The organism is Bacteroides muris (ex Afrizal et al. 2022) (assembly GCF_004793475.1).
Taxonomy (GTDB): Bacteria; Bacteroidota; Bacteroidia; order Bacteroidales; family Bacteroidaceae; genus Bacteroides; species Bacteroides muris.
This window is the reverse complement of record NZ_SRYZ01000004.1, coordinates 23,891-38,685: the sequence shown is the minus strand read 5'-3', so window position 1 is coordinate 38,685 and position 14,795 is coordinate 23,891. Positions and strand designations below refer to the sequence as shown.

Annotated in this window: 8 protein-coding genes and 2 pseudogenes; all 10 read right to left on the bottom strand. The window is 48.1% G+C overall.

Annotation, left to right across the window (positions count from 1 at the left end; translation table 11 throughout):
* Positions 1 to 24 precede the first annotated feature (24 nt).
* The 10 genes and pseudogenes from dcm to E5355_RS03030 all read right to left on the bottom strand — a co-directional run bounded on the left by dcm (position 25) and on the right by E5355_RS03030 (position 14,624).
* On the bottom strand, positions 25 to 2,001 hold the full coding sequence (dcm, locus tag E5355_RS03080) for a DNA (cytosine-5-)-methyltransferase (protein WP_210434513.1): 1,977 nt from the start codon (positions 1,999 to 2,001) through the stop codon (positions 25 to 27).
* A 5-nt stretch (positions 2,002 to 2,006) separates the two neighbouring features.
* Positions 2,007 to 2,882, bottom strand: coding sequence for a TdeIII family type II restriction endonuclease (locus E5355_RS03075; protein ID WP_136009140.1), 876 nt, complete (start codon positions 2,880 to 2,882; stop codon positions 2,007 to 2,009).
* A gap of 4 nt (positions 2,883 to 2,886) precedes the next feature.
* Complete coding sequence (locus tag E5355_RS03070; RefSeq protein WP_210434512.1) at positions 2,887 to 3,654, bottom strand: PmeII family type II restriction endonuclease; 768 nt, start codon at positions 3,652 to 3,654, stop codon at positions 2,887 to 2,889.
* A 576-nt stretch (positions 3,655 to 4,230) separates the two neighbouring features.
* Positions 4,231 to 4,902 (bottom strand): annotated as a pseudogene (locus tag E5355_RS03065) (efflux RND transporter permease subunit); the annotation flags it as partial.
* Positions 4,903 to 4,938: 36 nt separating this feature from the next.
* Positions 4,939 to 5,424: pseudogene (locus E5355_RS03060) on the bottom strand (efflux RND transporter periplasmic adaptor subunit); the annotation flags it as partial.
* Between the two features lie 135 nt (positions 5,425 to 5,559).
* On the bottom strand, positions 5,560 to 7,041 hold the full coding sequence (gene dacB / locus E5355_RS03055) for a D-alanyl-D-alanine carboxypeptidase/D-alanyl-D-alanine-endopeptidase (RefSeq protein WP_136009139.1): 1,482 nt from the start codon (positions 7,039 to 7,041) through the stop codon (positions 5,560 to 5,562).
* A gap of 174 nt (positions 7,042 to 7,215) precedes the next feature.
* A complete protein-coding gene (gene lpdA / locus E5355_RS03045) occupies positions 7,216 to 8,574 on the bottom strand; it encodes a dihydrolipoyl dehydrogenase (protein WP_136009138.1) in 1,359 nt (452 codons plus the stop codon).
* A gap of 193 nt (positions 8,575 to 8,767) precedes the next feature.
* Positions 8,768 to 9,169 (bottom strand): PH domain-containing protein, encoded by a 402-nt coding sequence (locus tag E5355_RS03040; protein ID WP_136009137.1) that lies wholly within the window; start codon positions 9,167 to 9,169, stop codon positions 8,768 to 8,770.
* A gap of 205 nt (positions 9,170 to 9,374) precedes the next feature.
* Positions 9,375 to 11,387: a RagB/SusD family nutrient uptake outer membrane protein gene (locus E5355_RS03035; protein WP_136009136.1), complete on the bottom strand. Its 2,013-nt coding sequence runs from the start codon at positions 11,385 to 11,387 to the stop codon at positions 9,375 to 9,377.
* A 12-nt stretch (positions 11,388 to 11,399) separates the two neighbouring features.
* Positions 11,400 to 14,624 carry a SusC/RagA family TonB-linked outer membrane protein gene (locus tag E5355_RS03030; protein ID WP_168354267.1) on the bottom strand — a complete coding sequence of 1,075 codons (3,225 nt, stop codon included), beginning with the start codon at positions 14,622 to 14,624 and terminating at the stop codon, positions 11,400 to 11,402.
* Positions 14,625 to 14,795 lie beyond the last annotated feature (171 nt).

Genomic DNA, 14,795 nt, shown 5'->3' with positions numbered 1-14,795 from the left:
TGCATCTATAGTTCCAACAACAAGCTATTTCAGCCCGTTCCTGCGCAACAGTTCCTGCATTGTTGTATCCGTAAAAGTTCTCCATATCTTCAGCTCAACAAACTTATAATCATCGAACAGCTGACCAACAAATTCTATCTCGAAGACCAGTCTAAAGTCGTTAGGATCATTGCCTGATTGACCTTCCTTACGAGTACCCACACGTGCCATCTTGATGAAGTAAAGGTCACGTACCCCCTTTCCCTTTAGGTATGGCATGAAATAGTAAAGCTCGTTCAGCGCAACACTTGAAGGAAACTTCTTGCCAGTATAGTAAATTTTTGCCGACTGCTCAAGATATTGTTCAAAGTTGTCTTCCTTCACAAAACTTATCAAGCAGTTTTTCGTGAAATCCAAGTACAGCTTACGAGTTGGAGATATGCGGTATTCGGCTGTATCTTCATGCACCATTGTATTTTCAATGATACTCGCATCTGCATATTTCTCAAAAAGACCAAGAAAATCAAGTTGCTTAATACGCTGCTTCGACTTTTTGACAGCGATATCGCCTTGCCCCTCAAACACGCCTGTATTTACAACTGCATTCGCAAGTACTTTGATGACCGGCACGGCTACGCTGTTACCTATCAACTTCATCCATCTTGGACGTGTCGGCGGCAACCTATAATTATCGGGAAAACCTTGAATGCGGCACGCTTCAGATTTGGTAATTTTCCGATAGTTGCCAGGACGGAAAACCCGTTGCATAAATAAGTCCCGAAATTCGGCTATAGTATCAGCATCAATTGATTCTGTTGAAACGAAGTCGTTCGTGTCACTGGCTACAAGTGTCGGATAAATCTTGCATGTAGGAAGAAATATGCGGTTAACACCATCTAATCCTGTACTTATCTTGGTATTCTTGAAATCATAGCGAACCTCCGTACAACGGATGATATTGTCTTCTTTCAACTGGCTTAGAGTTTCCAGAACCTTTATTTTCAGTTTCTTTACTTCTCTGTTATTTTTCAATTGCCCGATGTTCAACATCCGGTTGTTGTTCAAAGAAAGCAGTAATTCTGCCGCTTCACTCAAATTGTGTTTCTGCTCAACTATTTCATACAGATACTCTACATGTTTGAGAATATTCTTACGCACAAGTTGCTCTAACTCCTGCCTTGTTATGGTTACATCCAATCCTTGGAAATGAGAGAGAGAGAGAGGATTACCGTCAAGTTCACCATACTCTTTCTTTCTTCTATTACTCAGTAACAAATAACAAATGTCCTTCTCTCGCTTTGTGGTGTCAACGATATCCCATGAATGAATAGTCGTATCCCCATTGCGGAGGTCATTAAAAAGAAAATAGTCATTAAAACCTTTCTCGTTACACGAAAGGCTCCAACGTGCTTTATGCTCTTCACGCTGAACTCTTTCTTTTATCTCACAGTCATCCAATACATCACACAAGCGTACCTGCCCCGGGAACGGTGCCGGAAGGACAAATTTTTTGAGATAACGTTCTTCTTTGAATCCGATAATATAAATGCGCACACGCGTTTGAGGGACGCCATAGTCGTAAGCGTTCAATACATATTTACGGGCATGATACCCAGCCTGATTGATACGTTCGAGAATGTAATCAAGTGCTTTCTGATTACGAGGGTCAGACAACCCCTTTACGTTCTCAAAAATAAAAGCCTTGGGACGTACTTTATTCAACAGGTAAAGTGTATCGTTCCAGAGTTGCCCACGGTCATCATCAAATCCAAGATTCTTACCTGCAATTGACCAACTTTGACATGGAACACCAGCCGTCATAAAATCATGTTCAGGCAGCTCCTTGAGTTTTGTAATATCGCCAAAATTGAATCCTTCTGACTCATTGAAATTCTTACAATAAGTATTTATTGCATCCGGAGCTATTTCACTGAAGCCTAAACAAGTTCCACCTACACTCTCAAGTGCAAGCCTAAATCCTCCAATACCAGCAAAAAGGTCTATAAACGAAAAATTTGCCATCTGTATTATTTCAATGTGTCTTTATCAAATCCTTCGGGTGGTTCAATTCCCAAGAATTCTCTATATATTCTTTCTTTGTAATGCTTGCCCAGCTTATTAATCTCTTTAATAAAGTTTTGGTAAGTTCCTGCACCGCCTATAAAATCCCATAGTTCCTCACCAATAAGTACCGATTTGTCTTCCTTCATGTTGAACCATCGGTTAGGAAAAGACCAGTTGTAGTTTTCTTTTTTACCATAAGGGTTATAGGGGAGAGTATAAAATGTTTCATCTATAGGATGCCCCTCCATGGCAAGTAGTTTAAACATTTTCTCTTTGCTGACTTTAGTCTGATCACTGTTGGGCAAAGGACCTTTCAACTCGAATGCATAATTCTTACCAGTTCTTTCGCTCTTAATTAAAATATCACAGGTTACGCTTACGGGTATTGGTTCCCCTCCACCTTCCAGAATATACGTCAATTCTTCATTCCAGCTTGGCTTCAATCTCTTTTTTCCATCAAAGCCATGCTCCAGCCTATTCAGCACTTCTTGAATTCTTCGGAGGCTTTCCTCACCAACACTTCCTTCTATAGTACATCCTTTTATGCAATGTCCATGGTATACTTTCCCAACAGCAACCGCAAGTTTCTCCCATGCAGAGCCAAAAGGAGTAACAAATCTACGCTCAAAATGTGACCCCTTAAATATTTCATCAGGTACAAGGGCAGCATATAGAGGCTTATTAGCACGATGCTTCTCAGTGACGAAAGGATCTGATACCAGAACTCTATCCATGACTTTATCCATCATGTCTTGTATGATGGATAAAGTGGCTTCGGACACACTCTCGTATCTTGTTACATTCTTTTCGTCTGGTTCGTTAAAGAAGAAAAAAAACATAAACTTAGTTCTTTGTTGGTTTTAATGATTTGATAGCAGCATTAAGCCTAACTATTTTATTCCAGTCTATATCGCCATTATCGCTACAATAATCCTTAATAAACTCCTGAGTAAACTTGTTTATCATTCGCCCATATGCCTTAAAATATTCTTCATTCTTCTCCTTGGCTTTATATCCAAGTGGTTCAATGATATCAATAAACAACGTAGGTTCACCGGATATAAGAGCCCAAAATTTTTCACCGCAGTACTTCTCATGGGTACTATCGTTATATGTTTTGTTGTCATTTCCATAACAACATCCCTCAACACACATGGTTGCTACAGCCTTACGGCTTGTGTTGAACACTTTTACAGCCTTAACAAATTGCTCTTTTTGCTTTTTCATCGAAGTTGAGTTGCTCCATGACGGACCGGACTTGACAGATACAAAATAGTGTACCCCCTCCTTATCAAATTCAAGATCAATCCCCTCTGCAGAAGATTTATAGCCTGAATAAACAGTTTCTGCCACAAAATGTGCAATGCCTTCCATCCAGTTCCCAAATATGCTTTCTTCGGCAGAAGACATATAAACAGAGGCCAGATTCTCTACCATAGCCCCTGCAGTAACAATATTCTTCGCCTTGAACATATATGGATTCTTACGTGAAAGCAATTCCTTAAGATTTATCTTTTGTAGTTTTGCTATTCTTGCAGCATGAAACTCACCTACGTTTTTTTCTACGTAATCTGAAATCTTATTTATCAATTCTTGGTTCATAATAATCATTCTCCACGTTTTTCAATCAAATCTGTAACTTTAATGCTCAAACATTGTGCTATTTGCGGCAAAGCTTTCAAAATTACGAGTTTCAATCTAATTAAATATACCATATCATTAATTTGATTAAACTTTTAAGCGAAATTATATAATAATATCGAAAAAAGAGAATGTACATCAAAGAATCGTTCTTTCTCACGAGAAAATAGATGGTTTGAAATTGGAATCACCACCTACAAAAGCGGGCTGCCCCGGAATCACTTCCCGGACAGCCCTTCCTTCACATTTAAAGTGAAGATGCAGAGAGAGTAGTATGATGACACTCTATTCCTGACCTCCCCCTAACGCCTTGTAGAGGTTAATCAGGCTTTGTATTTCAGAAAATCGGTTGGCCGTCTGTGCCAGTTGTGCGTTGAGCAATGTCTGCCGGAAGACAAGGGAAGCCTCCTCCTGCCGGGCACGGGCTATGCGGTACTGCGCAATGACCTGCCCGCGGGCAAAGAGCGACTGCGTCAGCGAGCCCACTGCCGAAGCCAGGAACTTGCCGGGATTCACAATCATTGAACCGGCAGAATTGATCCAGCCCGCACTCCCGCCCAGCGAACCGGTCGGTGCCTCGATGTTCTGCTCGCCCAATACGGCGGTCACGTCCGAAGGAACCAGTCCATACTGCGCCATGCGTTCCGGTTTCAGCCAGATACGCATACTGTAGGTATCGCCCAGCTCCATTACATCACCCACACCCTCGATACGCTTGATTTGCGGAATCACGTTGATGTCTAGGTAATTGGCAAGGAACGTCTGGTTGTAGCGCCCGTCGGTGCTTACCAAAGCGCCGATTTGCAGGAAGCTGGTCTGTCGCTTCTGGGTAGTCACACCGATTTTCGTCACCTCGGCAGGCAGCAATCCCTGTGCCTTGGCTACACGGTTCTGTACGTTTACCGCAGCCATGTCGGGGTCCGTACCCTGCTTGAAATAAACTTGTATGGTGGCAGAGCCGGCATTAGTGGCGGTAGAGCTGATGTACATCATGCTCTCCACACCGTTGATACTCTCCTCCAGCGGCATGATGACGCTGTTCAGTACGGCTTCGGCATCGGCACCGGTGTAGTTGGCACTGACGTACACCGTGGGAGGTGCAATATCAGGATACTGTTCCACCGGCAGCGTAAAGAGCGAAATGAGCCCTATCACCAGAATCAGTACGGAGATGGAGAAAGCCATCACCGGCCGTTTTATAAATATATTTCCTTTCATCTTAATCCATCATTGATAGTTGATAAATAGCAATCATCATTTCACTTGCGTCCCTTCGCGCAGTAGTCCGGCACCGGCGGATACAATCTCGTCACCGACTTTCAGTCCGTCCAGCACCACGTATTCGCGTCCGTCATTTATTCCTGCCACGGTAATCAAGACGGAAACGGCTTTGCCATCCACTACCTTGTATACTACCGTCTTGTCCTGCAACTGTATGGTGGCTTCTTGCGGAACCACGATACAGTTCCTGTAAATGGTAGGCACCACCACCGTGCCCGACGCCCCGCTATGGAGCAGGCGCGATTCGTTGGGAAAGACCACGCGTGCCACTACCGTACCCGTCTGGCGGTCGATGACACCGCTGATGGACTCGATGGTACCTTTCTTGTCATAGACGGAATTGTCATTCAGTCTCAGTTCCGCTTGAGGCATGTTCTTCAACGCCTCGTCCACGCTTCCGTACTGGCGAGTCAGGGCAAGCAACTGGTTTTCGGTCATGGAAAAGTAAACGTACATGTCTCCGGCACGCTACCGCAATACGAAGGAGGAGTGATTTCCTCCCCCCACGCTTGGGGCACACTTTGTAAAGGTCTGCTTTAGGAAGCCAAACCTTAACTTTACGACACTAAAGGTCAACTTTACAATGGCTAAACCTCAACGTATCACCTCATCACACACCGCATCCTGAAAAGCGCGTGCTTCCCTGCCCGACAGTGCATTCTGGTTCATGACGGCAAAGGCTATTTCGTGTCCGTTGCGGGCCTTAAGGTAACCGGCCAGGCAGTTGACGGCAGTAAAGGAACCCGTCTTGGCATGTACGTTCCTATGGGAAGGGGTGCCCTTCTTCATGCGAAACTCCAGCGTACCGTCCACTCCACCGATGGGCAAAGCCTTATAGAGTTTCCGGAATACATCAGTACGCGAGTAGGCGTATCTGAGGAAGGAAACCAAAAGCTCCGGAGAAATGTAGTTGTAATTGGAAAGGCCGCAACCGTCCGCCAAGTTATATCGGTCGGGATTATGCCCCAGCTTCTTTATCAGCATACGGACGGCAGAAAGCCCGTCCTCGGCAGAGACACGCTTCTTTCCGCTGCTCTGCACACCCAACCGGCACAGCATGGCTTCGGCATTGAGGTTATCGCTCTCCTTCATTATCTGTCTCACCACATCCTGCACGGGAGTTTCGTAGAACGCCATCCGCACGGAGAGGCTGTCTCGGCGGAACTCGCCGAAGAGGTAAGAAGAGGCTACGGCAGAGGGCTTCACCACCGTTTCAAAAGCTTCAGATTCTGCTCCTGCCGTCGGAATGCACCGGATGCCTCGTGCCTGCAAGCGTTCCATAAAGGTGTGCATGAAGAAGTCCTGAGAAGAGAAGATATTGACCGTACCTGTACGGCGGGCATCGACGTTGCCCGCCACGGTGATGTTGTTCCCGTTCACCAGCCAGTCGCGCCCCACACGGAAGCGTCCGGCAGAAGGGGTACGGCTTTGGGTCTTGTTCGTCAGTGTATAATAGGAAGAGACGGGAGTACATTCAAGGTGTGCGCTGTCGCCCCGTTCGCCGGATGTGGCGGTGACCGTCACCACTCCTTTATTCAGCATCAGCGGTGAGAGGTAGGGTTGGAAGGAATAGGGCGTATCGTCCCACAGCCAGCCACTTCCCCAGTACAAGGAGTCTTTCATGGAGACATCGCCATACACCTTTCCTTTGATGACAGAGAAGGGAAAGCGGGCCACGGCAGCCACCAGGGAATCCAATGCCTCTTCATCAAACTCCGGATCGAAACCGCCTATCACATACATATCCCCCTGCAAGGTATCGCGCTCTATGGTTCCCCGGTACCACACTTCCGTACGGAACGGCTCGTCGGCTTCGGGGCGGGCAAGTGCGGTAATGGTGGTCAGCAGCTTCATGGTGGAAGCGGGACGGGAAAGCTTGTCCGCCTGATAGCCGTACAAGGACTTTCCGGCAGTCAGGTCATAGACCGAAATCGCCACGTTGGAACCTGCGGGAAGTTTGTGTTCTATCAACGCATCAATCCGCGCAGAGAGCGGCTTCACCGGAGCTACCGCCTCTTGAGCCCACAAAGGCAGCAGGCAGACGGATAAAATTAACTGCAACAAAATCCTTTTCATAAGTACACCTGATTATTCTTCAACTGTTCCTTTCGCCACCGGCTTCTCAAAACGAGTGCCGCACTTGCTGCATACATACTCCCAATGCTCAGTGCCCGGAGATGCGGCCTGTCGCAGGTGATTAGCTTTACAGTCTTCATCTTTTATGTTTATATGAGACAACAGTCATGGACTCTATAATGCCTCCTTGAATATTTCTCCCACCGTGGGGTGCGGAAAGACAATCTTTTTCCACTCATCGGCAGTCAGCCCCAACTCGATGGCCATGCCTGCCAGCGTGATGATTTCGGAAGCGGGATTACCCAAGACATGTGCCCCCAATACGGTATCGTCACTGCCCAGCAGCAACTTGCAGACGCCGTTCACACCTTCGTTCTCGGCGACGAAACGGCCACTGTACGCCATCGGCAGCTTCACGGCACGGTAGGCTACGCCTTTCTTCTGCAGGGACTCTTCCGTCTCGCCTACACCGGCTATTTCGGGATTGGTATATACCACGCCGGGGATGGCACGGTAGCTCATGGCATCCTTCTTGCCGATGATGGAATGTATGGCTACTTCCGCCTCGCGGACGGCTGTATGTGCCAGCAAGGAATAGCCCGTCAGGTCGCCGCAGGCATATACTCCGGGAACTGAAGTCTGCATCTGTCCGTTGACAAAGACATTTCCGCGCTCCGTTCTTTCCAAGCCCAGATTCTCCAGGCCGAAGCCTTTCATTACCGGACGGCGGCCCACGCTCATCAGAAGCCGTTCGGCAACGACGGAACCGGGACCGTCGGCTGTTTCATAATTCACCCGGATAAGGGAAGAAGCTTCGGCAGCATCCGGCATGACAGATACCACTTTTGTACTCAACATGAACTTGATTCCCCGCTTGGCATACTCTGCACGGAGCATCCCCGCCAGCTCGCGGTCCATACCGCCTCCCAGTATCTCGTCCAGCATCTCGACGACAGTTACCTGCACTCCCAGGCTGTTGAAGAAAGAGGCGAACTCCATACCGATGACACCGCCGCCGATGATGGCAAGCGAGGCAGGCAGTTCCTTGTTGTCCAGCGCGTCACGGTAGGTCCAGTAAGGCACCTTGTCTATGCCGGGAATGGCAGGGACAAAGGTTTCGGAACCGGTACAGAGCAGCAGGTTCTCGCATTCGTAGGTTTCTCCGCCGCACTCCACATGATTCTTGTCCGCTACCGTGGCTTCACCGCTGACAATCGACACGCCACAGGCGGCAAGCTTGCCCTTCACGCCAAGTACCAGCTTGCGCACCACCTTCTGCTTGCGGGCTATAATCTTGGGCAAATCGAAGGCTACCTCCGATACACTCACCGCATACTTCGAGGCATGACGTGCCCCATCGTATGTCTTGGCAGAATACAATAAAGTCTTGGTGGGAATACACCCTTCGTTCAGGCATACTCCACCAAGACTTTGCTTTTCAAACAGTACGACACTCAGTCCTGCCTTTCCGGCAGCTTCGGCAGCAGTATATCCCGCAGGACCTCCGCCGATAATGGCAACTTGGTATTTCATAGGTCAATCAATGGTTAGTGATTAATTTGTGCGCAAGTTAACAAAACCCGTATTCTCCGACAAAAAAGAACAGTTTTTTCTTTCGGAGAATGCATCGGAAAACCACGGTTCTTTGTAAAATTGACAAATGCCAGTGTCTGTCAAACGGAATTCTCCCCTCGGGAAAATAAAGCGTTCACGATAGGAGCACACACTATCGCTCCCCCCTCCTCCGTTCCTCCAGCAACCGGATAAACTCCTCCTCTTTGACGGGAAGAAGCACTGCACACTTGCCCTCGCCATATTTCACGAGCACATAGCGTATCACTGCAAACCGTCCTATCTGCATGGAAGAAGCACGCTCCACGGAAGCGATGTCTTTTATCAGAATTTCCTTGCTCCTGGAAAAACGGCCGAAGGACAGCATCAACTTCCCGTCGGGCGTTACGGTATAGGTGGTATGGATAAGCTTCTCAATGATAACCACCAGCCAAAGCATGAAAAGAGCAGCCGGCAGCGAAAGCTTGCTCCAAAGCATATAGACGGTGAGAATACCTATCAAGATGAGGAACAAATACTGCCCCATAGCAATGCGCGCATGAAAGATTCTATTCATTAGTGTTCTGATTTTTGTCGCTAAGGTACGCATTTTTATGATACGAAAGACATAATCCCTTAAATGAAAGAGCTGTGCCCCCCATGTCAGCAAAAAGGCAAGGAAACTCTCACGAGCTCCCTTGCCTTTTCAATTAAATTATTATGTCTAAACTTAACGAGGGTGTATAAAAGCCCTCATTATTTTTATTGTCATCCGATCCGGACTACTCAATAGCCGTTCCGTTCACAGTCTCGGGCCAATAAGGATTCTGATACAGCACCGAGTTACCCACCGTCTCATCCGGTGACAGCAACTCCATCTCGCGGATAGGTACAGGAGACAAATAGTTGGCCTTCGCCCAAATATACCCTTCATACACCGGATTATTATCCTTCATAATAGAGTAAGGACGCAGATATTTATACTTCGGATCAGAGATATTCGCACCCTCTACCCCCGTATAGCTGTAATTCACTTCAGCTCCATTCTCATCGTGATTGCAATATTCGTGCATTTTCGTCCAGAAGTTGCAGCCCTCGGGCACCCATCTCTCCGTCAGCATGTGGTCGAATGAACGCCAGCGAACCAGGTCGCTCCAACGCATGTTCTCACCGATAAACTCGCAACGACGTTCACGACGGATGTTCAGCAGAGTAGCATCCACCAGTTGTCCACCCGACATCTTTCCCCAGTCCGTCTCCTTGCTCATATCCGTGGCGGCAATCGTCTTCTCGAAGTCCGCATCCACGCCTGCACGATTACGAATGGCTCTCCAATACTGAGATGCCTTCGAGTTGATGTTGCCATTCAGCAAATAAGAAGCCTCTATATAGTTCAAGTAAGCCTCCACACCACGGAAGACAATGCAGCCTGTGGTCGATTCGGCCTTTCCCCATACATTCTGAGCCTGGTCGAAGCTGGCATACTTGCGCAAACGATAGCCCGTGCGATCTTGCATCTCCTGACGGTTTGATACCGGATGTGGGCGGAAGTACTGCTCGCCCTGCGCACTCTGCTGCGAGTGGAAAGGCAAGAAATTGCTCTCGCCAAACATAAACAGCTGCAAACGCTCGTCGCGGTTCGCCTTCACTTTGTCCAGCGTTTCGTCGCCCTCATACGGAGCCACACTAGTAGCCGCATACCAAGGCATACCGTCGGTCATCAAGAAACTCTCCACATAGCTCTTCAACAACCCGTGGTTACTGCCGGATTGTACCCATGCCGGCGCACCATGTGCAATGGTAAACGAACCCGACTTAGCATATTCTCTCCACATCAGCACCTCGCTATTATCGCTCAAGTCTTCCGAAGCAAACAATTCGAAGTAAGGATTCCATCCCGAAACCGTCGTGATTGTGGGCGGCTCCAGCGTGCCCGAGTTAGGGGTCAGCGTCACCACATCCGCCACTTGCTCCGCAGCATCCATCGCCTCTCTCAGGAAGAAGTTCACTTCCTCGTCCACGTTCAGGCTGAAACCAGTATGCACCCTCCGGCCCGGCCAGGTTTCGTCGCCCGGCACACGGCCCGTTCCCTTATGGTACTTCTCGAATGTAGCCTCGTATAATGCCACACGCGACTTCAGAAGCAGAGCCACTTGCTTGTTGATGCGGTTATTTCCCGCAAAGCCCCACTCATGCAAGCGTTCAATCGCATTGTCCAAATCTTCCAGAATGAAACGCGCCACTTTGTTACGGGGCTGGCGCACCGCCTTCTCCATCATTACCGCCTTGTCGTCCGGCAACACTTCCGTAATGATAGGATAGTCACCGAAAGATTTCAGGTAATTGAAGTAAACCATGGCACGCAAGAAGTACATCTCGCCTATATAATGTCTGATGTCAGCCGCATTGCCCGACACCTGACCTGCCTCGAACTTAGGCACAGCCTGCTCGAAAAAGTAGTTGCAATAACGAATCAACGAAAAACTCCAACCGCCACCCGTATTGGGCACTCGCCAGTATCCTTCCTCATAATAAGTGGCACTGTAACCACCTGACACTGCATTGTCCGTGCTGCCGTCGCCCGCACCGATTCCCATGCCATAGCCGCCATGTGTAGAAAACAAACTATTGTATTGGCTGATGGAATAAGCGGCAAAATGGTCGGTTGTCGTAAAATAGGCATCGGGAGTGACCGATGACAGTGGCTCTCTGTCCAAATAATCTGTGCAAGAAGAGAACATAAGCGCTCCTCCTACCATGGCACAAGCCTGAACTACTATATTCTTAAGTCTCATAATTCTCAGTCTTTAAAAATTAACGTTTACACCAATTGATACAACTCTCTGCAAAGGATACAACTTACCCGAACCAGATCCTGCCAAGTCGCCCGTAGCTTCAGGGTCAAAGATGTCGGACAGACTGGTGAAAGTAAGCAGGTTGTCGGCCGATACATACAGACGAAGTCCGGTCATGCCTGCCTTCTGTATCCATCTCTGCGGGAAAGTATATCCCAACTGGATGTTCTTCATACGCAAGTAAGCACCATTCTGCAGGTAACGTGTCTGCGTCTGTGTGTTTCTGCCGCCACTGAAGTTCACTTTCGGATAGTAAGCATTCAGGTTGGCTCCCAAGGGGTCGCCTTCCGGACGCCAGAAGTCCCAGTGTTCCTCGAAACCGGCAGCCTGCCATTCGTTACCTTGTGCATTGGCACCCCAGAAGTAGTTACCCGTCAACCACAGGTCACGTTTTCCAATACCCTGGAAGAATACGCGGAAATCAAAACCTTTGTAAGCCGCATCCAGTGTCAGACCAAATTTATAGCGGGGTGTGTTGTTACCGATAATCTGATAATCACCCGTATCACCCAGTTTGGAAGAACCGCTGCTGATTTTGCCGTCGCCGTCCAAATCGGCATACATGATATCGCCGGCTCCCCAGCCACTACCCAAAGCAGATTGGTCTACCTTGGCAAGATGTGCATCCATCTCTTCCTGAGTCTGAGCTATACCGATAGTGGTATATCCCCAAATGTCACCCAGCATTCTGCCATTGTAATAAGAACCGATGCTCATGGATTCGTTGGGATAGCGGGTAATCTTCTGACGGTCGTCAGACAGTACCAGCTTCGCTCCGTACGAGAATTCGCCTATGCGGTCTCTCCAGCCCAGTTCCAATTCCCATCCATAGGATTTCATATCGCAGTTGTTCACCTTCGGAACAGAAGTTCCCAAAGCATTCGACAGTTCGGGAGCAGGACCTACCATGTCCTTTGTCTTACGCACGAAGTAGTCGAACGAACCTGTCAAACGATTGCTCAGGAACGACCAATCCAAACCGAAGTCCAGTGTTTCCACCGTTTCCCAAGTAAGGGCGGCGCTCACCATTCCCGGATTAGAAGCATAGTTCGGACGGCTTCCGTTCACCAGCCAACCGTAATTGCTGCCATTAGGCATCGACTGTGCAAAAGGATGCCACGGGTCTTTAGTGTTCACGTTACCCAACTGTCCCCAAGAAGCTCTTAACTTCAGGCTGCCCAGCTCTATCTTTTCGGCCACATCCTGGAAGAATGCCTCATTGGCAATGTTCCAACCTGCCGAGAACGACGGGAAGAATCCCCACTGCTTGTCTCCTACAAAACGGGCCGAACCGTCGTAACGGCCATTGGCCTCGAACATATAACGGTCTTTGTAGCTCCAGTTGATACGGCCGAAGAAACCAGCCACGGAAGTATGGTCATAACCTCCACTGGCAGTCGGGTCTTCGGTAGCTGTATCCAAGGTCGGTACATTGGGCGAAATCAATGTATTCTTCTGGGCCGAGATGTTTCTCGTTTTATAAAGTTCGGCATTGAAACCTGCCATTACCTTGAAGTAATGCCCATTGTCAAATTGCTTAAAGTAGTCCGAATAGATATTAGTGGTATAGTAATTCTCTTTCCAAGAATATTCGTTCACGCGCGAAGAACCCGCAGAATAACCACCATATCCCATGTCCCATACGGTATAATAAGGATTTCCTTCCACGTCATAGGCCTGTACCGGAAGCACTTCCCAGTGCTGGTATTGCGTGGTAGTGCGCACACTTCCCTCCAAGTTGATTTTCCAGTTCTTGATAGGTTCGAATATCATGTTCAACTGGTTGGTGAAAAAGTCCTTCTGGCTGTTCTGCTTACCGCCGTTCTCCATTTGTTCCACTTCGCCTTCATCCATCGGGAATCCGTTCGGGTCGTAAGCCGGATGTACAGGCCATTTACGCGCCAGATTGTGGAAGAATTGACCGGTCAGGTACGTCGGACGATTGAAATCCTCGCGCGTCCATTTAGTATTCAGAGTCACCTTGAACCAATCTGTCACCGCAGTAGAAATCTTCGCATTCAGCGTATAGCGCTGGAAGTTGTCCGAGCCATGGTTAATCAAACCGTCCTGGTCCAGGAAACTGCCGCTCATCATGAACTGCGTCTTTTCCGAACCACCGTTGATACTCACATTATGCTCGTGCGAAGGTGCCCATCCGCCAAAGAATTCGTCCATCCAGTCGGTATTGCCATTGGCATTGGACCACTTTTGCCAGATACCTGAACCGTTGTCCACGGTAGTAGCCTTCAAAGTACCTTCCTGATACTGCTTGATACGCTCCATCACTGCATCTGAGAAGATAGCTCCACCGCCTCGATTGCTGTTGGCACGGTTAAAGTACTGCGCGAACTTATAAGAATCCATCACATCCGGCAATCCGATGGCATTGCTGAAACGCACGTTACCGGAATAGCTCACATTCGTTTTACCGCTCTTACCGCTCTTCGTAGTAACCAGAATCACACCAAACGAAGCACGCGCACCGTAAATAGAAGCCGAAGCGGCATCCTTCAATACGGATACCGATTCAATATCATTCGGATTCACCGTGTTCAAGTCACCTTCGATACCGTCAATCAAAATCAACGGACCAGAAGAAGAACCGTCGCCAATCGTACCCGTACCACGGATATTGATGCTCAGACGGCCATCCAGCGAACCACCGCTGTTGCCCACCGTCAAGTTCAATCCCGGCACCACGCCCTGCAAAGCCTGCGAAGCATTAGCCACCGGACGGGAAGCAATCGCTTTGGCATCTACCATAGCTACAGCACCTGTCACATTTACCTTGCGCTGGCTGCCGTAACCCACTACAACTACCTCTTCGAGTGCCTGCGAATCGTCCTCAAGCACAATGTTCAACGGAGTACCGTTCCATACCACCTCCTGTGTGCGGTATCCCACAAAAGAAATCTGGATAACGTCTCCCTTCTTCACATTGGGGATAGAGAAATCCCCGTCAATTCCCGTAATGGTACCCACGGTAGTTCCTTTTACCACTACCGACGCTCCGATAACGGTTTCACCGGCCATGTCTTTTACCACACCCGTACACGTACCACTCTGCTGAGTCATCAGTACATTGTCCATACCGTAATCAGCTACTGCATACGCTGTTCCTGCAGAAGTACTCAAAAAGAACAGCATCATACTGACTGTTTTTAGTCGTTTCAACATAAAAGTGATTGTTTAATGTTAACAAATGTTTTTATTCCATCTATCAATAAATCCATCAGGTTTGTCTACATTATATTAATTGCAGCGCAAAGATATACAACTTTTTATTATAAAAGCATATAATAAAAAAAATATTTTAAATATTCATATATGAATCACCCATGCTTAGTT

Excerpts from the sequence above, each read along its gene's own strand:
- dcm (WP_210434513.1), bottom strand. The coding sequence starts at position 2,001 with ATGGCAAATTTTTCGTTTATAGACCTTTTTGCTGGTATTGGAGGATTT.
- E5355_RS03075 (WP_136009140.1), bottom strand. The coding sequence starts at position 2,882 with ATGTTTTTTTTCTTCTTTAACGAACCAGACGAAAAGAATGTAACAAGA.
- E5355_RS03070 (WP_210434512.1), bottom strand. The coding sequence starts at position 3,654 with ATGATTATTATGAACCAAGAATTGATAAATAAGATTTCAGATTACGTA.
- dacB (WP_136009139.1), bottom strand. The coding sequence starts at position 7,041 with ATGAAAAGGATTTTGTTGCAGTTAATTTTATCCGTCTGCCTGCTGCCT.
- lpdA (WP_136009138.1), bottom strand. The coding sequence starts at position 8,574 with ATGAAATACCAAGTTGCCATTATCGGCGGAGGTCCTGCGGGATATACT.
- E5355_RS03040 (WP_136009137.1), bottom strand. The coding sequence starts at position 9,169 with ATGAATAGAATCTTTCATGCGCGCATTGCTATGGGGCAGTATTTGTTC.
- E5355_RS03035 (WP_136009136.1), bottom strand. The coding sequence starts at position 11,387 with ATGAGACTTAAGAATATAGTAGTTCAGGCTTGTGCCATGGTAGGAGGA.
- E5355_RS03030 (WP_168354267.1), bottom strand. The coding sequence starts at position 14,624 with ATGTTGAAACGACTAAAAACAGTCAGTATGATGCTGTTCTTTTTGAGT.